General features: G+C 42.0%; 19 protein-coding genes. 18 read left to right on the forward strand and 1 reads right to left on the reverse strand.

All coding sequences use genetic code 11. From position 1 onward, the window contains the following. Positions 1 to 133 precede the first annotated feature (133 nt). From sufB to ABJF11_RS17635, 17 genes are all read left to right on the forward strand, one after another. The gene (sufB, locus tag ABJF11_RS17555; RefSeq protein ID WP_348121420.1) at positions 134 to 1,579 is read left to right on the forward strand and encodes a Fe-S cluster assembly protein SufB; all 1,446 of its coding nucleotides are present in this window, start codon (positions 134 to 136) and stop codon (positions 1,577 to 1,579) included. Positions 1,580 to 1,877: 298 nt separating this feature from the next. Next, entirely contained in the window at positions 1,878 to 2,633 is a 756-nt protein-coding gene (gene sufC, locus ABJF11_RS17560) for a Fe-S cluster assembly ATPase SufC (protein WP_348121422.1), read from the forward strand. An 11-nt stretch (positions 2,634 to 2,644) separates the two neighbouring features. Further along, positions 2,645 to 3,946 carry a Fe-S cluster assembly protein SufD gene (gene sufD / locus ABJF11_RS17565; RefSeq protein WP_348121424.1) on the forward strand — a complete coding sequence of 434 codons (1,302 nt, stop codon included), beginning with the start codon at positions 2,645 to 2,647 and terminating at the stop codon, positions 3,944 to 3,946. 5 nt (positions 3,947 to 3,951) lie between these two features. Then, entirely contained in the window at positions 3,952 to 5,181 is a 1,230-nt protein-coding gene (locus ABJF11_RS17570) for a cysteine desulfurase (protein WP_348121425.1), read from the forward strand. A gap of 2 nt (positions 5,182 to 5,183) precedes the next feature. After that, positions 5,184 to 5,615 (forward strand): SufE family protein, encoded by a 432-nt coding sequence (locus ABJF11_RS17575; protein ID WP_348121426.1) that lies wholly within the window; start codon positions 5,184 to 5,186, stop codon positions 5,613 to 5,615. Between the two features lie 3 nt (positions 5,616 to 5,618). Then, positions 5,619 to 5,933, forward strand: a complete 315-nt coding sequence (locus tag ABJF11_RS17580; protein WP_348121427.1) for an iron-sulfur cluster assembly protein — start codon at positions 5,619 to 5,621, stop codon at positions 5,931 to 5,933. Positions 5,934 to 6,047: 114 nt separating this feature from the next. Continuing rightward, positions 6,048 to 6,464: a BrxA/BrxB family bacilliredoxin gene (locus ABJF11_RS17585; RefSeq protein ID WP_348121428.1), complete on the forward strand. Its 417-nt coding sequence runs from the start codon at positions 6,048 to 6,050 to the stop codon at positions 6,462 to 6,464. A gap of 76 nt (positions 6,465 to 6,540) precedes the next feature. Then, the gene (locus ABJF11_RS17590) at positions 6,541 to 7,095 is read left to right on the forward strand and encodes a thioredoxin family protein (protein ID WP_348121429.1); all 555 of its coding nucleotides are present in this window, start codon (positions 6,541 to 6,543) and stop codon (positions 7,093 to 7,095) included. A gap of 81 nt (positions 7,096 to 7,176) precedes the next feature. Then, entirely contained in the window at positions 7,177 to 7,995 is an 819-nt protein-coding gene (gene panB / locus ABJF11_RS17595; RefSeq protein ID WP_348121430.1) for a 3-methyl-2-oxobutanoate hydroxymethyltransferase, read from the forward strand. 17 nt (positions 7,996 to 8,012) lie between these two features. Beyond that, entirely contained in the window at positions 8,013 to 8,306 is a 294-nt protein-coding gene (locus tag ABJF11_RS17600) for a hypothetical protein (protein ID WP_348121432.1), read from the forward strand. Between the two features lie 207 nt (positions 8,307 to 8,513). After that, a complete protein-coding gene (locus tag ABJF11_RS17605; protein WP_348121434.1) occupies positions 8,514 to 10,736 on the forward strand; it encodes an NADP-dependent isocitrate dehydrogenase in 2,223 nt (740 codons plus the stop codon). Between the two features lie 162 nt (positions 10,737 to 10,898). Further along, complete coding sequence (locus tag ABJF11_RS17610; protein WP_348121435.1) at positions 10,899 to 11,366, forward strand: NADH-quinone oxidoreductase subunit A; 468 nt, start codon at positions 10,899 to 10,901, stop codon at positions 11,364 to 11,366. 35 nt (positions 11,367 to 11,401) lie between these two features. After that, the gene (gene nuoB, locus ABJF11_RS17615) at positions 11,402 to 11,923 is read left to right on the forward strand and encodes an NADH-quinone oxidoreductase subunit NuoB (RefSeq protein ID WP_348121436.1); all 522 of its coding nucleotides are present in this window, start codon (positions 11,402 to 11,404) and stop codon (positions 11,921 to 11,923) included. Between the two features lies 1 nt (position 11,924). After that, positions 11,925 to 12,428 carry an NADH-quinone oxidoreductase subunit C gene (locus ABJF11_RS17620; RefSeq protein WP_348121437.1) on the forward strand — a complete coding sequence of 168 codons (504 nt, stop codon included), beginning with the start codon at positions 11,925 to 11,927 and terminating at the stop codon, positions 12,426 to 12,428. Further along, positions 12,425 to 13,642, forward strand: coding sequence for an NADH-quinone oxidoreductase subunit D (locus tag ABJF11_RS17625; protein WP_348121439.1), 1,218 nt, complete (start codon positions 12,425 to 12,427; stop codon positions 13,640 to 13,642). Before ABJF11_RS17620 ends, ABJF11_RS17625 begins: the two co-directional genes overlap by 4 nt. Positions 13,643 to 13,695: 53 nt before the next feature. Further along, positions 13,696 to 15,243: an NAD(P)H-hydrate dehydratase gene (locus ABJF11_RS17630; RefSeq protein ID WP_348121440.1), complete on the forward strand. Its 1,548-nt coding sequence runs from the start codon at positions 13,696 to 13,698 to the stop codon at positions 15,241 to 15,243. Between the two features lie 156 nt (positions 15,244 to 15,399). Continuing rightward, positions 15,400 to 15,783, forward strand: coding sequence for a T9SS type A sorting domain-containing protein (locus ABJF11_RS17635; RefSeq protein ID WP_348121442.1), 384 nt, complete (start codon positions 15,400 to 15,402; stop codon positions 15,781 to 15,783). Positions 15,784 to 15,864: 81 nt separating this feature from the next. Here the strand turns inward: ABJF11_RS17635 and ABJF11_RS17640 are convergent, their stop codons facing one another. Further along, entirely contained in the window at positions 15,865 to 18,810 is a 2,946-nt protein-coding gene (locus ABJF11_RS17640) for a DUF2723 domain-containing protein (protein WP_348121444.1), read from the reverse strand. Between the two features lie 90 nt (positions 18,811 to 18,900). Between ABJF11_RS17640 and ABJF11_RS17645 the strand changes: the two genes are divergently transcribed. Next, the gene (locus ABJF11_RS17645) at positions 18,901 to 21,444 is read left to right on the forward strand and encodes a M1 family metallopeptidase (RefSeq protein ID WP_348121445.1); all 2,544 of its coding nucleotides are present in this window, start codon (positions 18,901 to 18,903) and stop codon (positions 21,442 to 21,444) included. Positions 21,445 to 21,461: the final 17 nt, after the last annotated feature.

The raw sequence follows: 21,461 nt of genomic DNA on the forward strand, positions 1-21,461 counted from the left end.
AAAAATTATGGTGCGGATATAAATTCCTTCTATACCACTTTCAAAAAAAATTATAAGTATTGAATCGACATCCTCGAAATATCGTAGTAATTTTGAGTCTATTTAAAATCAATCTAAATTATTCCATTTCCGAATGAGTAAAGATGATCAAATATTAGAGGAATTTACCTCAAAGGAATACGAACACGGCTGGTCTGTAGATTTAGAGGCTGATGAGGCCCCTAAAGGGCTGAATGAAGGAATTGTTCGTTTTATTTCCAAGAAGAAGAACGAACCAGAATGGTTGCTGGAGTGGCGTCTTGATGCATTTGCAAAATGGCAGAACATGAAAGAACCCACCTGGCCGAATGTTAATTACCCTAAGATTGACTATCAGGACATTATATATTTCTCTGCACCTAAGCAGAAGAAAACACCGGAGAGTTTGGATGATGTAGATCCAGAATTGCTTGAGACCTTCGCAAAGTTGGGAATTTCACTCACCGAACAAAAGAGATTGACTGGTGTGGCAGTAGATGCAGTCATTGATTCAGTTTCCGTGGCCACTACGTTTAAAGATACTTTAGGCAAGCTTGGAATTATATTTTGTTCGTTTAGCGAAGCGGTAAAAGAGCATCCAGAGCTGATTAAAAAATATTTAGGGTCGGTAGTGCCCAAGTCTGACAATTACTTTTCGGCACTCAATTCAGCCGTTTTTTCCGACGGCTCATTCTGCTATATTCCAAAAGGGGTGAGGTGTCCGATGGAGTTGTCTACCTATTTCAGAATCAATGCAGCTAACACAGGTCAGTTTGAGAGAACGCTAATAGTTGCAGATGAAGGGTCATACGTTAGTTACCTGGAAGGCTGTACCGCTCCGATGCGAGATGAAAATCAATTGCATGCCGCGGTTGTTGAAATCGTAGCACACAAAGATGCAGAGGTGAAATACTCGACTGTTCAAAACTGGTACCCTGGAGACAAAAACGGGAAAGGTGGAATCTACAATTTCGTAACCAAGCGTGGTATTTGCGCTGGAGACCATTCCAAGATATCCTGGACTCAGGTAGAAACAGGTTCTGCAGTAACCTGGAAGTACCCTTCTTGTATTCTTAAAGGAGACTACTCCGTAGGCGAATTTTATTCTGTTGCCGTTACCAACAATTATCAACAGGCAGATACCGGAACCAAAATGATCCATTTGGGTAAGAATACTAAGTCGCGCATCGTTTCTAAAGGAATCTCGGCCGGTCATTCGCAAAATAGTTATAGAGGACAAGTACAAGTATCAAAAAGAGCTACCAATGCGAGAAATCACTCACAGTGTGATTCATTGCTGGTTGGCAACTTATGCGGTGCACATACTTTTCCATACATAGATATTGAAAATAAGACAGCGCATGTAGAGCATGAAGCTACGACCTCCAAAATAGGAGAAGATCAAATTTTCTATTGTACACAACGTGGAATAGATGAAGAGAATGCCGTAGCACTGATCGTCAATGGATATGCCAAGGAAGTGCTAAATCAGCTGCCAATGGAATTCGCAGTTGAAGCTCAAAAACTTTTGGCTTTGACGCTTGAGGGTTCGGTGGGCTAGTTTGAATTTAAAGTACTAATATCAAGGTTTGCGAAATGAATGTAGTACTCGAGATTTGGGATATTGGCAAGTTTTCTGTCATGTTCGATTCTAAGACTATAGACAAATAAGAATTCATTCAAGACTTTTATTTGGGACGACAGTAAACTTTCGAATTGGGCTAACGCTCTAAAATTGATTGTCTTGACAACTAAAGAAGTTTCGGGATTAAGAAAAAAATTAAAAAGGCCAGAATTTAAAGCTGAATTGTTCCATAGATCGGAGTTGAACTTTGAATTTTAATTATTGAATTAAGAAAATGCTAAAAATAAAAAATTTACAGGCACGCGTAGAAGAGAAGGAAATCCTAAGAGGAATCAACCTTGAGGTAAAACCTGGTGAAGTACATGCCATCATGGGACCGAATGGTTCAGGCAAAAGTACATTAGCTTCTGTACTGGCTGGTAGAGAGGATTACGAAGTGACTGGTGGCGAAGTGGAATACATGGGACAGGATCTCTTAGACCTTGCTGCGGAAGAAAGAGCCAGAGAAGGTATTTTTCTAGCGTTTCAGTATCCCGTAGAAATTCCTGGTGTCACTACCACCAACTTTATGAAGACAGCTCTCAATCAGATTCGTGAGCATAAGGGACTTGAGCCACTAGATGCAGTCGCATTCCTCAAAAGAATGAAAGAGAAAATGGCACTTGTAGAAATCGATCAATCTCTTCTGAGTCGATCACTCAACGAGGGTTTTTCTGGAGGAGAGAAGAAAAGAAATGAAATTTTTCAGATGGCCATGCTTGAGCCAAAACTTGCCCTTCTCGATGAGACAGATTCAGGTTTGGATATAGACGCCCTCAGAATAGTAGCCAATGGTGTAAACGCGCTAAAGTCTGCCGACAATGCCACCGTAGTAGTGACTCACTACCAAAGACTGCTCGACTATATCGTACCAGATTTTGTACATGTACTATATAAGGGTAAGATCGTAAAATCCGGAACTAAAGAATTGGCTCTTGAGCTGGAAGAAAGAGGATACGACTGGATCATCAAAGAACTAGAAGAAGCTTAATTATGAGCGATTTGAACAAAAAGATTTTTGGCCAGGAACTCGTAGATCAGGCAGCACAATTCGTCGCCAACATGAACGGAAGTGCAATTCCTCAGCTGGGAGAAAACCGTAAGAAAGCACTTAACTTTCTGAAAGACAATGGATTTCCAGGGCCGAGAGCTGAAGAGTATAAGTTTACCAAACTGACAAAGGCTATCAGCAGTAAGTTTGATCTGTCCAAATATTCTGCCATCGATCAACTCCCTCAGAGTTTGATTGACGATATCAAAGCCAAACACGAAGGTGCTAACGTACTGTTTTTTGTCAATGGCAAATATGACAATGAAAACTCTATTGTGGTTTCACCGGTAGAACAGTTGAAAATAGAATCTCTCAAGGACTATGCTGCTTCCAATGATTTGGACGAGCTTTTCAAGGACGATTCAGATCCGTTTGCAGCTCAAAACAATGTCTACGCCAATGATGGAGTAGTTGCGCAGATCGCCAAAGGCAAAGTAGTGGCCTCACCAGTGATTTGTTATTATATCTCTATTAATGATGGCAACGCCAATCACGGCTTTATTAAAAACATTTACCTGGCTAATGAAAACAGTCAGGCCGATTTTGTTCATTTCCACCTATCATTCGGCAATGAAAGCACATTCATCAACGAATCCAAAAACTACATTGTAAAGGAAGGAGCCAAGGTGAGTTTGTACAAGATCCAAGAAGAATCACCCAAGGCTGTTTACATTGGTAATACCAGAGTATATCAGGAACGGGCAAGTACATTTTCGTCCTACGTCTTTACCCTGGATGGCGAGGTAGTGAGAAACAATCTTCATATCGAAGTGGATGGCGAAGGCTGTGAAAGTAACATGTATGGACTTTACCTGACGAAAGGTAAGACGCATGTAGACAATCACACCACAGTAGATCACCGGAAGCCAAATTGCAATAGCAATGAGCTCTACAAAGGGATCATGGACGATCAGTCACGTGGGGTATTCAACGGTAAAATCTATGTGCAACAGGAAGCACAAAAAACGAACGCATTCCAGTCTAATGGAAATATTCTGCTTTCAGACGATGCAGTAGTGAATACCAAGCCTCAATTAGAAATTTGGGCAGATGATGTCAAGTGCTCGCACGGATGCACCACTGGACAGTTAGACGAAGAAGCAATATTCTATTTGAGGTCCAGAGGGATCGACAAGGAAAAGGCCACTTCCATGATCTTACTTGCCAATGTGGCAGAGGTAATAGAGAAAGTAAATCTTGGCTGGTTAAAAATGGAAATAACTGACAAGGTTATCGCACGATTGAACGTATAGTGAGTATGGTAGATTCTGCAATCGATATTCAGGAAATAAGAAAACAATTTCCGATACTTAATCAGCAAGTGAATGGCAAACCGCTGATATATTTTGACAATGCGGCTACTTCTCAAAAGCCGCAATGTGTGATAGACGCGCTTACGCACTACTACAATACAGACAATTCTAATATTCACCGTGGTATTCATACCTTGGCAGAACGTGCTACCACAGCTTTTGAAGACACGCGAAAGTCCGTAGCAAAGTTCATCAATGCCAATGAAGCAGAAGAGGTCATCTTTACCAAGGGAACGACAGAAGGGATCAACTTGGTAGCGGCTACCTACGGCAGAAAATTCATTAAGGCTGGAGACGAAATCATCGTATCAGGGCTGGAGCACCACTCTAACATTGTTCCATGGCAAATGCTATGTGAAGAAAATGGAGCAATGCTCAAAGTTATTCCTGTCAATGACAAAGGCGAGTTGATATTTGATGAATATGTGAAGCTGCTATCCGACAAGACGCGACTGGTAGCCGTCAATTATATTTCCAATGCATTAGGTACCATCAACCCAGTAAAAGAAATAATCAATGAGGCTCATAAGGCTGGAGCCAAAGTACTGATAGATGCGGCCCAGGCAGCACCCCATGTAAAAATGGATGTCAAAGCTCTGGACTGTGATTTTTTAGCGTTTTCAGCACACAAAGTATATGGACCCACAGGGGTAGGCGCTCTTTATGGAAAAAGAACCGTATTGGAAGCCATGCCGCCTTATCAGGGAGGAGGGGAAATGATCAAAGAAGTAAGCTTTTCCGGCACTACTTATAATGATATTCCCTACAAGTTTGAAGCAGGTACGCCCAATATCGGAGAGGTGATTGCATTCAAAGCTGCGATTGATTTTGTAGAAGATCTTGGACAGGAAAATATTGCTCGGTACGAGGACGAACTCATGGCATACGCCAATGAACTGTTGAAAGACGTAGAAGGTTTTGTGCCTGTAGGTACAGCAACCAAGAAGGCTAGCGTGATATCATTTCTCATAGAAGGTGTACACCCATTTGACCTGGGTCAGCTTTTGGATGCAAAAGGTATCGCAGTTAGAACAGGCCATCATTGCGCACAGCCCTTGATGGATTTTTTCAACATAGAAGGAACCGTAAGAGCCTCATTTTCCGTGTACAACACCAAAGAAGAAATAAAATATTTTGTAGAGTCGCTTCAAGCGATCATCAAGAGGTTTAAATAGACATGGCAACAATCAATTCTGTACAGGAAGAAATTATAGAAGATTTCGGGATGCTCGATGGAGACATGGAGATGACGATTGGCTATGTCATGGAGCTTGGCGCCAAATTACCAGAACTTCCTGCTCAGTATCAGACGGAGGATAATATTGTAAAGGGATGTCAGTCCAAAGTATGGTTGCATGCTGATATGCTGGACGGAAAAGTAATTTTTCAGGCAGATAGCAATACAGCGATCACTAAAGGTCTTGTAAGCTTGCTCGTTCGTATTTTGTCTAACCAGACCCCGGATGATATACTTAATGCTGATCTGTTCTTCCATGAAAAAATCGGGATGAATAGATTTATCGGAACACAGCGTTCCAACGGTTTTGCCGCTATGATCAAACAAATGCAGATCTATGCACTGGCTATGAAAGCAAAAATTAATCAATAAGTTATGGCAGAAGAGAAAAGCTTAAAAGAAAAAGTACTGGCTGCGATCAAGACCGTCTACGATCCTGAGATACCTGTGGATGTATATGAGTTGGGTTTGATCTATGAAATAAATGTATTTCCAGTCAACAACGTCTATGTGCTCATGACCTTAACCTCTCCAGCTTGTCCTTCCGCGGAGGCAATACCCGATGAAATCAAGCAGAGAATAGAAGAAATAGAAGAAGTAAGCAAAGTGGATGTAGAGGTGACCTTCGACCCACCCTACGAAACTGATATGATGTCTGAGGCGGCCAAGTTGGAGCTTGGCTTTATGTAGAAAACCTTCCGTTTGCAACTATCGTCTATGGATGGACAATCGCCGATCAAAGGCGAGAGATTTATTGCTGACGCAGTTAAAAGAAAGAATTAGAATATTTAAATAATAATTACCATGTATCCAGAAGAACTAGTAGCCCCAATGCGAGAAGATTTGACTTCTGTAGGCTTCGATGAACTAAAAACTGCAGACGCAGTAGAACAACATTTGACCGATCATAGCGGAACCACCCTGTTGGTTGTGAATTCGGTATGTGGATGCGCTGCAGGCGCGGCACGCCCAGGAGTGAAAATGGCGGTAGCCAATAGCAGCAAAAAACCTTCTTACCTTGCTACAGTATTTGCAGGTGTAGATGCCGAGGCTGTCCAGAAAGCCAGAGAGTATACCTCTCCATATCCACCTTCGTCTCCTTCAATTGCTTTGTTTAAGGATGGAGAATTGGCACATTTTGTCGAAAGACACCATATAGAAGGCCGTAGCGCAGAAATGATCGCCGATCATTTAGTACAGGTTTTTGACGAATTCTGCTAAAAAATACGACTGAGCCTGGGGTAAAAACCTTGGGCTCTTTTTTTTAATATTGAATCTCACCTCTTGAATAGATGATATGGCTCGTACCGAATCTGCCATGATGCCACTTGGCACCATTGCGCCTGCATTTAATCTTCCTGATACCATTTCTGGAAACACTTTATCCTATTCCGATGTAAAATCTGAGAAAGGAACCGTTGTGATGTTCATATGCAATCACTGCCCATATGTGATTCACGTTCAAGAAAAAATAGTAGCTCTAGCCAAAGAATTCCTACCCAAAGGGATTGGGTTCGTGGCCATCAGCTCCAACGACGTAGCAAACTACCCTCAGGACAGCCCAGAGCTAATGAAGGTTCATGCACAGGATTATAGCTTTAATTTCCCCTATTTGTATGACGAATCGCAGGCTATAGCTAAGGCTTATCAGGCCGCTTGCACCCCGGATTTTTATGTGTTTGACAGTGAAGACCGCTGTGTATACAGAGGCAGAATGGATGGCTCCACACCAGGCAACGGGGTTCCGGTGACAGGACAAGACCTTAGTCGAACTCTCAACAATCTAGAGAAAGGTCTGCCTATAGATACTGAGCAGCACCCAAGCATGGGATGCAACATAAAGTGGAAGTAACGGTACCTTCAAAATTTAAGATTTAGGTCAAAACTTTTTGACATAACTTTGACTTTTAACTAAAGAACATAGAACCCAAGTATGTCCGTCCATCAATCCAACATCAAACGAGTCACCACTCACCAACTCCAGGAAATGAAAAACCGTGGAGAGAAAATCTCCATGCTTACAGCCTATGACTTTTCTATGGCTAGAATTTTGGATCAGGCAGGCATAGATGTTTTATTAGTAGGAGACTCAGCTTCCAACGTGATGGCTGGTAATGAGACCACGCTGCCAATTACTCTGGATCAAATGATCTACCATGCTCAAGGTGTGATCAGAGCCATTAGCAGGGCTTTTGTAGTAGTAGATTTACCCTTTGGTAGCTATCAGGGAAACTCAACTCAAGCGCTAAAGTCTGCCATCAGAATCATGAAAGAATCTGGTGCTCATTCAGTAAAGCTTGAAGGAGGATCTGAAATCGTAGAAAGTATCACCAGGATCTTAAGTGCAGGTGTACCCGTGATGGGCCATTTGGGGCTAACCCCTCAGTCGATATATAAATTTGGGACGTATACCGTAAGGGCAAAAGAAGATGCAGAAGCAGAAAAATTGATCTCAGATGCCAAGTTGCTCGAGGAGACCGGCTGTTATGCTATTGTTCTGGAAAAAATTCCAAGCAAACTCGCTAAGCGAGTGGCAGAGACGGTCAACATCCCAATAATCGGGATAGGAGCAGGCCCGGATGTCGACGGTCAAGTATTGGTCACTCATGATATGCTCGGTATCACTCAGGAATTCCAACCGAGATTTTTACGTCAGTATGCAGACCTTAGCCAAGTGATGGCCGAAGCCGTACAAGGATATATCAAAGACGTCAAAGCGAAGGACTTCCCAAGCGATAAAGAGAGTTATTAATTCTTAGCTATACTTATATGATGTTAGGAACGGGTTTTTCAAAATGGGCTACCCAAACGACTAAACAAAATCGTCAGTTGCTCAAAGGAGGCAAAGGAGGAGGCTATCAGAATTTCGATAAGTCCTATATAACAGATCAAATAATATCACGAAAGCCTCTCGTATTTAAGGAAGCGACTCCTGAACAGTTAGAAATTTTTAGACGTAGACTGAAGGTGATTAGAAAAAAAGAAATCATCAGAAAAATAAAAGCAATGATCATCTCCTTGGTGATTGTAGGTATGCTCGTTTTTTGGGTCTTTGGTCAATGATTCTTTTAGATTTTTAAAATCCAGCGATCCTATTTTAGGAATAACTTATTGATCGCTCCCCCATTCTTCAAACATTTACTAAATTCGCTCACTTAGAGCAACAGAGTCTGTATTCAGAGCGATCTGAGACTCATAACCCTGCCAGCCATTGCGCTGATCTATTTGCAAAATTTACATTGGGTAACTAAATAATTGAAGGAAAGAAAAATGGCACAAACAGCTAAGATCATTTACACTAAAACGGACGAAGCCCCAGCGCTCGCCACTTATTCATTTTTGCCAATCGTACAGGCATTTACCAAAGCAGCAGGAGTTGAAGTAGAAACCAGAGATATCTCACTGGCGGGTAGAATTATAGCCAATCTGTCGGAATATCTAACAGACGATCAAAAAATTGGTGATGCATTGGCTGAGTTGGGAGGCTTGGCTAAAACACCTGAGGCCAACATTATCAAATTGCCCAATATCAGTGCCTCAATCCCTCAGCTTCAAGAAGCGATTAAGGAACTCCAGGCCAAAGGATACAAACTGCCAGAATATCCAGCCAGTCCAAAAAACGACGAAGAAAAGAATATCAAAGCCGCCTACGCAAAAGTGCTAGGTAGTGCCGTGAACCCAGTGCTCAGAGAAGGCAACTCAGACAGACGAGCACCAAAAGCCGTAAAGAATTTTGCCAAGAAAAACCCTCACTCTATGGGTGCTTGGTCTCAGGAATCCAAATCTCATGTAGCGAGCATGAGCGAAGGTGATTTCTATGGTAGCGAAAAATCAGTAACTGTTGCTGCCGCTACAGATGCGAAAATTGAATTTGTAGGAACAGACGGTTCGGTCAAGGTACTCAAGGAAAAAACACCTTTGTTGGCTGGAGAAATCATTGATGCATCTGTGATGAACATGTCTGCCCTGAAGTCCTTCATAGGACAGGAGATCGAAAAGGCTAAAGCTGAAGGCGTCCTATTTTCCTTGCACATGAAAGCCACTATGATGAAGGTGTCCGACCCCATTATTTTTGGTGCAGTGGTAGAAGTGTTTTATGCTGACGTATTTGAGAAGTATGCCGATTTATTCGCAGACCTGGGTGTCACCGCCACCAACGGTATCGGAGACGTATATGCCAAAGTCGCCGGACACGCTAAAGAAGCGGAAGTCAAAGCAGCGATAGAAGCCGTATACAAAAACCGTCCAGATTTGGCGATGGTCAATTCTGACAAAGGCATCACCAACCTACACGTACCTAGCGATGTAATTATCGATGCGTCTATGCCCGCAATGATTCGTACGTCAGGCCAAATGTGGAATGCAGACGGCAATCAGCAAGATACCAAAGCAGTTATTCCAGACAGATGTTATGCTGGTGTGTATCAGGAAACGATAGATTTCTGCAAGAAAAATGGAGCTTTTGACCCCACCACCATGGGTAGCGTACCTAACGTTGGCCTCATGGCACAAAAGGCAGAAGAGTACGGTTCGCATGATAAGACATTCCAAATGTCAGCTGCAGGTACAGTGAAAGTAACAGATGCCGCTGGTCATGTGTTGATCGAGCAGTCTGTCGGTGCAGGTGATCTATTCAGAATGTGTCAGGTCAAAGACGCACCCATACAGGATTGGGTGAAATTGGCAGTATCCAGAGCCAAAGCCACAGGGAACCCTGCGGTATTCTGGCTGGACGAAAATAGAGCACATGATGCACAGTTGATCACCAAAGTCAACAAATACTTAGGAGATCATGACACCAATGGATTAGAGATTTTGATCAAATCTCCTGTTGAAGCGACCATATATTCCCTTGAAAGAATAAAGAAAGGATTGGATACCATTTCAGTTACAGGAAATGTATTAAGAGATTATTTGACTGATTTGTTTCCCATTTTGGAATTAGGTACCAGCGCTAAAATGCTTTCAATTGTTCCGTTGATGAATGGCGGTGGGTTATTCGAAACCGGCGCCGGCGGATCAGCACCTAAGCATGTGCAGCAGTTCAATGAAGAAGGTCATCTGAGATGGGATTCACTCGGTGAGTTCCTGGCATTGGCAGTTTCACTAGAGCACTTGAGCCAATCTACAGATAACGCGAAAGCGCAAGTCTTAGCAGACGCCTTAGATGAAGCTACAGGTAAATTCCTAGACCTGGGTAAGTCTCCATCCAGAAAAGTGAATCAAATTGACAATCGCGGCAGTCATTTTTACCTCATGACCTATTGGGCAGAGGCACTAGCCGCTCAGGATGTCGACGCCGAGCTAAAAGCGAAATTTACGGAAGTGTCTAAGGCCCTGGCGGAAAATGAAGAAAAGGTCAACGAAGAGCTACTTGCTGCCCAAGGTTCGCCGGTGGACATAGGAGGTTATTATCAGCCAAATGAGCAACTAGCCGAAGAGGCGATGCGTCCTAGTACTACACTAAACAGACTTCTGGCAACTATAGTCTAATACTGAGTTGAAAAGAACTTGCAACATACAAACCCTCAAATCACTGACAACAAATTCTATTTGTTGTTGGAATAGATGCATGTAATGTTGTAAGACGCGTAGATATCAAATTATAAACCTCGTCTTATGGCGAGGTTTTTTTGTTTGTGGTAACTTTAGAACATGGAATTGACCAATTATCAGATATTATTACTTTTTGCTTTTGGTGGCCTGGTCGCCATCATAGGGCCTCTCGTACTTAGTCGACTGCTAAGGCCAAACCGTCCTAACGAAGAGAAGATGACTACCTATGAATGTGGTGAGGATCCGACCGGTACAGCCTGGGGCAAATTTAATATTAGATTTTATGTCGTCGCTCTGGTATTTGTGCTATTCGAGACAGAATTGTTATTCCTATTTCCATGGGCAATCGTATTTGGCAACGAACAGTTGAATGCTGAAACCGCTGGACAATGGGGAATACTCGCCATGATAGAAATGAGTTTGTTTATCCTAATCCTGGCTCTTGGTCTTATTTATGTCTGGGGCAAAGGTTACCTCAATTGGGAAAAGCCAGAAGTAAATATTGAGGACACTAAATCTAGCGTGCCAGACAATTTATACGATCAATTAAATAGTAAGTACAGCTAGTCATGAAATTAAAACTTAATCTTTTAAACTAAAGTATGAAAGGCCTCCTGGATCAACAATTCAATAATGGTGGTGTAATCATCAGCAGTCTCGAAGACATAACCAACTGGGCTAGAATGTCCAGCATCTGGCCTATGGGATTTGGATTGGCATGTTGTGCCATAGAAATGATGGGGTCGATGGCTTCAGGGTACGACCTGGATCGATTCGGTGTAGTCCCGAGAGCAAGCCCTAGAATGTCAGATGTCATGATTGTGGCAGGCACCGTGACCTACAAGATGGCTGACCGAGTGCGACGACTATATGAGCAAATGGCAGAACCTAGATATGTGATATCTATGGGGAGCTGCGCCAATTGTGGTGGGCCCTACTGGGAGCACGGGTATCATGTGGTCAAAGGAGTAGACAAAATAATCCCAGTCGATGTATACGTGCCAGGCTGTCCACCACGGCCAGAAGCACTAATAGGTGGGATACTGAAGCTCCGAGAAAAAATTGAAAGTGAGACCCTTGTGGCGCCAGAAGGGTTCAAAGATATACTTGATAAACAAGTGTGATATGCAGGTAGAACAATTCAAAAATCTTATTGACTCAAAACTAGGAGTAGGTACCGTACTGTCCATCGATGAGAATACCACACCAACTGCCATTGTGGTCGCTGCCAATCAAATAGCACCAGTCTGTCAAGTATTGAAAGATCACCCAGAGACGTTATTTGATTTACTTTCTTGCCTTACCGCTATAGACAACGGTCCAGAGGCCAACACAATGGAAGTGATCTACAATTTGTATTCCATTCCATTAGAACATGCGCTTACACTTAAGGTTTTCATACCAAGAGACCAAGTCGAAATCGAAACTGTGAGCCATCTATGGAAGACAGCAGACTGGCATGAGCGAGAAGCCTATGATTTGTTTGGTATTAAATTCATGAATCATCCTGACTTACGTCGAATTCTTATGCCGGCAGATTGGGAAGGGCATCCTATGCGCAAGGACTATGTCGAACCCGAAACTTATAGAGGGATGAAAACCATCAGAGAGGAGGACGATCCGATATGAGTCAGGAAATTGAATATAAGTACCGTCCGGAAAATTTAAATGAGTCCGCACCCAATGTTCACACAGAAGCCAATCTTTCAAGAGAAGAAATGGTTATTAATATTGGACCACAGCATCCATCGACCCATGGTGTCTTAAGGCTAGAAGTAGTCACCGATGGGGAAATCGTGGTAAATGTCGTACCTCATCTAGGCTACTTGCACAGGTGTTTTGAAAAGCATGCCGAGTCTGTAAGTATGAATGGTGTGATTCCATTTGTAGATAGAATGGATTATGTCGGAGCTATGAACTCCGAGCACGCCTATGCCATGGGTGTCGAACGAATGCTAGGCATACAAGACAAAATCCCAAAGCGGGTAGAGTACATTCGTGTGCTGGTCGCAGAACTCAACAGGATAGCTTCACATTTTGTAGCCATCGGAACCTACGGGTTGGATATCGGCGCATTCACTCCCTTTCTATGGGTGATGAGAGATCGTGAGCATATCCTGCGTTTGCTGGAGTGGGTCAGTGGGGCGAGAATGTTATACAACTACATTTGGATTGGAGGTCTCTATTATGATTTGCCTGTTGGATTCGAAGAGAAATGCGCTGAGTTCATTTCCTATCTCAAACCTAAACTCAAAGAATTGGATGAGGTGTTGATGAACAACAAAATATTCATCGAAAGGACAGCCAATGTCGGAGTCATCCCTCGCAACCTTGCCATCAACTACGGCGTCACGGGTCCTATACTAAGAGGGTCAGGCCTCAGACTTGATTACAGAAAGGTCGATGGCTACTCAGTCTACCCCGAACTGGATTTTGATGTACCCATTGGCAGCGGCGCCATGGGACAAACTGGAGACTGCTGGGATCGTACCTGGGTGCGAGTAGAAGAAGTCAATCAATCAGTGAAAATTATTGAGCAATGTTTGACAAAATTGACCGGTGACCATAAGAGAACACGGGAGTTTGATCCCAGAGAGTTGGTACCCAAAAAAATCAGACCCAAGGCTCAAGACTTATACGTCAGAGCTGAAAACCCTAAAGGCGAATTAGGATATTATTTCCGCGTAGATGGTAGATCTGATGTAGCCGTCAGATGTAAAGCAAGGGGATGCAGTTTTTCCAATCTGTCTATTTTACCAGCCATTTCAAAAGGCCATATGATAGCTGATCTTATCGCGATTGTTGGGTCCTTAGATTTTGTTATGGGAGAAGTCGACAGATAATAAAACTTACAATCCAAAATTCGTTAAATTTAATTCCCTAATGATTTTTGGATATGGATTTCAACTTATGCCTAAAGGTTCTGGACGCTGAGCAAATCCGCCAGGCCGATCAGTTTACAATAAAAAACGAACCCATCCACTCGGTTGATTTGATGGAGCGGGCCTCGGAGGAATTTGTACATTGGTTCACCAAAAAATTCGATTCAGAGCATCCTGTCGTCGTTTTTTGTGGCAATGGAAACAATGGCGGCGATGGACTTGTGATTTGCCGTTTGCTCAATGATTCTGGGTATACAGTTTCCCTATTTTGCATAGGAAATCCAGAAACCGGTTCTCGTGATTTCAAAATCAACTACGACGTAATTCAGAACTATAATATTCCACAGACTCTTGTGGAAGGCGACAATTTCCCATCATTGAGTAAAGACACCGTGATAGTGGATGCCATCTTTGGTACTGGCCTCAGTCGAGCAGTGACAGGCCTTCATGCAGATTTGATCAATCATTTAAACAATGAACCGTGTGAGCACAGGGTAAGTGTTGATATTGCTTCAGGCCTTGGCTGCGACCAACTCTTTGATGAAGGTGCAGTGATGAGAGCTTCTCATACTGTATGTTTTCAGATTCCAAAATTGTCATTGCTATTACCCGACCATCAAGAGTTTAGTGGTGAATTAGTCATAAAGAGTATAGGACTGATTGAGGAATATATTCAATCGTTGCCTTCCAATTATTATTTATCTACTCCGGCATTTATTAGTTCATTTATTAAATCCAGAGCTAAATTTTCACATAAAGGCACAGTAGGCCATAATCTGCTCATCGCAGGGGCTTTTGGGAAAATGGGTGCTGCAATGCTCGCCGGCAAAGCCTGCTTGCGTGCTGGAGCTGGCCTGCTCACCATCCACGTGCCCAAATGCGGAGTCAATATTCTTCAATCAGAATTACCTGAAGCCATGGTGTCTGCGGACAATGAAGAGCAAGTGATATCTTCGCTCTATGATTTGGATGCTTATGATGTGATAGCTGTAGGCCCGGGAATAGGGACAAATTCCATCACCGCAAATGTCATAAAAAAATTGGTGAGCGATTATCAGCATCCTATGGTCATAGATGCTGACGCATTGAATATCCTTGCGGAAAACAAAGAATGGTTATCTCTAATCCCAGAAGGATCTGTGCTTACTCCTCACCCTGGAGAATTCAGGCGATTGGTGGGGCCTTGGAAAGATGATTTTGAACGACTCGATAAGCAGATTGGTTTTGCACAAAAGTACAAGGTCAACGTCCTTCTTAAGGGAGCGCATTCCAGTATTTGTAACGCTGATGGTTTGGTAATTTTCAATTCAAGTGGAAATCCTGGCATGGCTACTGGTGGTAGTGGCGATGTGCTCACCGGTATTATTGCTGCCCTCATCGGTCAGGGCTATTCTGGATTTGAAAGTACTGTTTTAGGAGCCTATCTCCATGGCCTGGCAGGAGACCTATATGCTAAGAAAAATATCGAAGAATCGATAATTGCATCTGATCTAATCGACCTTTTGCCCAAAGCCATCCGGAAGGTGGTTAAAAAATCTGGAAGAAGAACCTATCATATATAAAGTCGTATTTTGACAAATTCGTCGAGAATATCCCTAGGGCTTATCGAAAAGTAAAACCTTTCTATCTTTCTTATCGAAAAAATAATTATATTCATAGAAACTATAAGTCCGCTATTGGCGTAATTTGTAGAACATTGAATTTGGAACTTAGACCACATGCAAAAAATAAAAGTCATAGGATCATTGATCTTGCTTTTCGCAGCAACATCAGCTTGGGCTCAAGACAGCACAAGTGCCTCGACTTTTACTGCAGAAGCTATAGTCTTTGAAAATATTGATCTAGACGTTTCAAATCAGATTGAAGTCTATCCAAATCCCACTGTAGATTATATAGTGGTCAATATCAGAAACTCGACCTTACGAGATACCTCTTTTGAGCTGCATAGCATTATCGGAAATACGGTAGAGGTGGATGCAGAGAGCATCGGAAGTGATAAATATCGAATCAACGTTAAAAATTTCAATTCCGGATATTATTTCGTAGTGGTTAAGGACGACTTCTCCCAATTTAAAGAAGCCTTTAAATTTTTGAAAAAATAGAATAGAAGCAAGGAGCGAATAAAAAAAAGGCTGTCCGGTTTACCAGGCAGCCTCTTTCATTTTTAAGGTATTTTACTTCTTCTATTGAGCGATCTGATAGTGCTTTCTGAAGAGCTCTTCATACTTAGTGGCGAGTTCCAGCTTTTCAGTCCCTCTGAATATTCGGGCTAATTCACTAAGTGAGATTAAATTTTTCTGTAATTCGAATCTATTAAGATTGCCTGTATCGAAAAGGTAAGTCAGCATCTCGTCCGATCGAGTAGAAATCAGCTCAGCCATTTCCACAGCTTTGTCGATCTCATCTACGATAATTAGATAGCCCACCTGCTGTACACTGAAATGATCGTAGCGGATGACATGATCAGGCATGATCTCCAGACATTTTAGAACGGCTTCTTTAGCCTTATCCATTTTTTCTTCAGCGATTAAGTTTTCAATTAGTGTATTGAAACTAGCTCTGTGATTCAAAACAAAATTCCTGTAGTCCTCAGAATAGTATACTGTGGGATTGTCCAATTCTCTCCAATGGAAATTGTTCATCATGTTTTCAAACATCATATCAGTATCGACAAACATTTCACCAGCGTAAGTATTTCTAATAGGAAGCAATCTAAAAGCGTTGCCTTCTTGAACCATGTATTCTTTTAGGTTGAAATTCACACTCGAGGCAGACGTATTATTAAAATAGATTGGTCGTTCCCAATTGTTGTTGACAATCAGATCCAGAATGGCCAAATCCTTTTTCTCCAGTCCACGTCCTTTCATACTCCATGTCATACGATCGGATAGCATGCTGCTAAATTGCTCTGGAATGATTCCCATCTCAGCAACTTTTGCAGAGTCCACTGGTAAGTAGAAGTTTTTGGCAGGCACCGAATTATAACTGCTGATCGAAGTCGGTACGGCCAAAGCAGGGTGTTCATCTTTAATTAGTTTGATAAACTGAGCAGCATTCATGGTACCGCCTTTTATGTTTTGTCTTTCTACCAACGGTAGGTAATCATTTAACCCGCCTTGCTTGTAGTTTTCTAAAGTCAGACCGAATGGAAGTGGCTTTGACTCATATGCATCACGCATCATTTGTGCGATATACCAGTCCGTGTTGAAATAACTTAATACTATCACTCTGACATCCGTTCTGAAACCTTCGACTTCTTGCACATACCATAGAGGGAAAGTATCGTTGTCACCGCCAGTAAAAATGATGGCATTTGGTGCGCAAGAGGCTAAGAAATTTTTGGCAGAGTCTACAGAAAAGTATCTGTTGGATCTATCATGATCGTCCCATCCTTCCGTAGCCATTAGTAGAGGTGCTCCTAAGCAAAGAGCCAATGAGATGGCGGCTGCTGGGATTCCTTTTTTCAGCAAAGCAAAGAACAAGTTGAAAATCGCAACCATTCCAATTCCAACCCAAATAGCAAAAGCATAATAAGATCCAGCATAGATATAATCTCTTTCGCGAGGCTCAGTAGGTGGCGAATTCAGATAGAGTACGATCGCGGCACCTGTTAAAAAGAATAACATGCCTACAAAAGTGAAATTTTTTGGATCCTTATAATATTGGAAAACCAAGCCTATTATGCCTAGCAGCAAGGGTATCATATAGAAAATATTCCGTCCTTTGTTCTCCTCCAGCATTGGTGGTACTTTTTCGAACGCATCATTGAGACCTACCCAATCTGCTCCTTGGATGTCAGATGCTCGACCAGCAAAGTTCCACATGAAGTAGCGGAAATACATGGTACCTAGCTGATGCTTAAACATATAGGTGAGATTATCTCCAAAACTTGGCTTTTCGCCATTTTTTAATCCCAATATCTCTCGGTAGCGCTGGACATGACTCGGCTGTGTACTATAGGCTCTAGGCAGTATTGTAGTGTGATCGGGATCATATACATATTCCAATTTATAATCGGAAATCTCATACTTATCTTCTCCCTTAGTATAGACTGGTGCGCCTTTCTTTTGATCCACAATGTCAGCTGTAAAATATTGACCCTTGAGCAAGGGTCTGCTACCATATTGTTCCCGCTTCAGATAAGAGACATAACTAAGTACATCTTCAGGGTTGTTTTCATCTATCGGTGGGTTATAATTCGAACGAATCAAAACAATAGAGTATGATGAATATCCAATGAGTATAAATGCAAAACTGACGAGTATCGTGTTTAGAGTGACATTGCTTGATTGAATGGAATGATAGATGCCATAGACGAGTCCTCCCAGAAAGACAATGGCAAAAAACACAATGCCAGATCCAAACGGAAGGCCAATATTATTGACAAATATGATTTCTAATTTGCCAGCCAGACTTGGCAAGCCAGGAATTACCCCTTCCATTATTATTAATACAATTGCACCGCTGGCGAGCATCGTTGTGATGATACCTCTCATTGTTACCTGCTCCCTTTTCTTGAAATAATAGATCAAAGCAAGTGCAGGTACCGTTACCAAATTCAGCAAATGCACACCGATGGACAAGCCTACCATATAGGCAATTAGAATCATCCACCTATTTTCATCAGAAGGATCTTTTATATTTTCCCATTTCAATATCGCCCATACCACAAAGGCGGTAAAAAAGGAAGACATACCATATACTTCTGCCTCTACTGCAGAAAACCAAAATGAATCAGAGAAGGTATACACCAAAGCACCGATGATACCACTGCCAATAATCACCAGATTTGAATAATCAGTGTTTTCTGCAACTAATTTTTTAGCGAAATGTGTGATAGACCAAAACAAGAATAAAACGGTAAATCCACTGCTCACAACACTGAGCATATTGATCCAATAAGCTACCTGCTCTACATCTCCCATCGCAAAAAATGAGAAGAGTCTACCTAGCAAAAGGAAGAATGGTGCACCTGGAGGGTGGGGTACTTCCAGCTTGTAAGACACGGCAATAAACTCACCGCAATCCCAAAAACTTGCAGTGGGCTCGACCGTAAGAGCATAAACTGTGGTGGCAAGGATAAAAATGATCCAGCCTGTTATATTGTTTAGTTTGTTGTAAGGGCTCATATAAAATGGAAATTTAACTGGCGAAAATAGTCATAAATGGTCAAACCAAAAGGCTAATAAAGTATATCTTGGGGCGCGAAAAATGAAAGTATGTATAGATACATTGCTTTTCTTTTTGAAATAAAAGAATATAAATTGAATGGTATGATTAATATGAAGATGTCTTTTGTGGTTTTTAGTATCCTGACCTTACAGGCGGGAATTGGTTTTACTCAATCTAGCCCTGACAGCGCTCCAATTTCCGATGAATCACAAGTTAGTGGTTTGCCAATATATCGAGGATCTGAATCAAGAAGCTGGGATTTACTTCATACCGATCTGGCTGTATCGTTTGACTGGAGCAAAAGATATCTTTTGGGAAAAGCGAGTCTTAGCCTAACTCCGATTTTCTACGAACAGGATAAATTGACTCTCGACGCTAAAGGTATGGATATTCTAACCGTACTATTGGAGGGCAAAAAAGTAGAGTATACATATGACGAACTTGAACTGCAAGTGCTATTTGAGAACACTTATGATAGAAATGACACCCTTAGAATTGAAATAGAATATGTGGCTAAGCCCTATGAAAGAGATCCGGAAAGAAGTGAAGCTATCGAAGAGAATCGCGGATTGTATTTTATCAATGCCAATGGCAAAAATCCTGAGAAACCAATGCAAATCTGGACTCAGGGAGAAACTGAAGCCAGCTCTGGCTGGTTTCCAACTATAGATATTCCCAACGAACGTTGTACTCAGAAGATCAGTATCACAGTAGATAACAAATTTCAAACCTTATCTAATGGCCTGCTTACAGATCAAGTGAACCAGTCTGACGGAAAGCGAACAGACGTTTGGGTAATGGATCAGCCACATGCTCCCTACTTATTTATGATGGCTGTCGGCGAATTTGAGATTGTTCGCGAAGAATGGAATGGCATCCCGTTGGCCTACTGGATGGAAAAGGGATACGGTCAATATGCCCAAGACATCTTTGGTAACACGCCAGAAATGCTCACCTTCTTTTCCGACAAGCTCGGCTATCCATTTCCATGGAAAAAATATGATCAGATTGTAGTAAGAGATTTTGTGTCTGGTGCTATGGAAAATACATCCGCTTCACTCTTCTACGAGGCACTCAACGTCACAGATAGACATCTTATAGACAAGAATTGGGACGATATCATTTCCCATGAACTCATGCATCAATGGTTTGGAGACTTAGTTACCTGCGAGTCCTGGTCCAACCTCACACTCAACGAAGGATTTGCCAGCTATTCAGAGTATTTATGGAATGAGTATAAATATGGTAAGGATGAGGCTGATTATACTTTCCTAATAGAACATGAATCCTATTTTATTGAAGCCAGTGAAGAACAGAAGAATCTCATTCGATATTTCTATGACAATCAAGACGACATGTTCGACGCCCACTCTTACAACAAGGGAGCGGCCGTACTTCATATGCTTAGAAATTATGTAGGCGATGACGCCTTCTTTCTGGGGTTGAAAAACTATCTCACCGATAATGCCTTTCAATCTGTAGAAGTAGCACAGTTGAGAATGGCATTTGAAAAGGTGACGGGAGAAGATCTAAACTGGTTTTTTGACCAGTGGTATTTCTTTACCGGACATCCGGAATTGGAAGTCAGACACACTTTTGAAAATGACACACTTACGCTGAGCGTAGCCCAGGTTCAATCAGAGGACGAAACTCCAGTATTTCGTCTACCCGTATTCATTGACATCTGGAAAGGAGATCAAAACTTTAGTTATCCTGTGGTAATAAACGAGGCCTATGAGACTTACCAGTTCCCGATGAACCAAAAACCAGATGTAGTCATTTTTGATAGCGAAAGACAATTGCTGGCAGAGATTGATCATCCTAAAACAGATAGCGAATATTATACACAATTTATCAAAGACGCCAGCCTCTACAGCAGAGTTGAGACCATGGATAGCTTATATACATTCGAGAATCAGGAATTGGTTGATCGTCTACTCACCAGCTCGTTTAGTGACCCTTATTATATGATCCGTCAGCGTGCACTAGAGTATCTGATCGATGAGGAAATCAAACTTAAAACATATGAGGCCGAGGTGCTGAACCTGATCAAGGATCCAAGCTCGCATGTCCGTAGTTATGCTATTGCCTACCTCGGGCAAAAAGGATTTAAGAAATACCGAACCTTGTTCGACCAGGCACTCAAAGATGATTCATACCTGGTAGTTGCCTCTACTATTGCTCAGTTTACCAGAAATGACACAGAGCTGCCTGTTGATTTTCTAAACAAATACAGTCAGGAAAACGAACTCAATATCGTAGTCACATTAGCTGATTACTACGTCGATAAAAAAGAGGAGTCCACTTATCTCTGGTTTCAAAATCGCATGAAAGGCCTTGACGGCAACACACTCTTCTTTTACATACAAGCCTATGCTGAAAAATTACTGAATGCACCTGATCAATATAGAAAAGCAGCCGTACCTCAGTTTGAACAAGTCGCTAGAAATCATTCCAACTACATGGCTAGATTCTCGGCGTTTCAGGCCTTAGTACTCATGTCCGATCTGCAAGGAGTAGATCGGTTGATTCGGGAGATTCGAGATAAAGAGAAAGATCCGAGACTGACCTCACTATACAACAGGATTTAACAAAAAAAGCTGAATTA

The organism is Reichenbachiella sp., from assembly GCF_039941815.1.
Lineage (GTDB): Bacteria > Bacteroidota > Bacteroidia > Cytophagales > Cyclobacteriaceae > Reichenbachiella.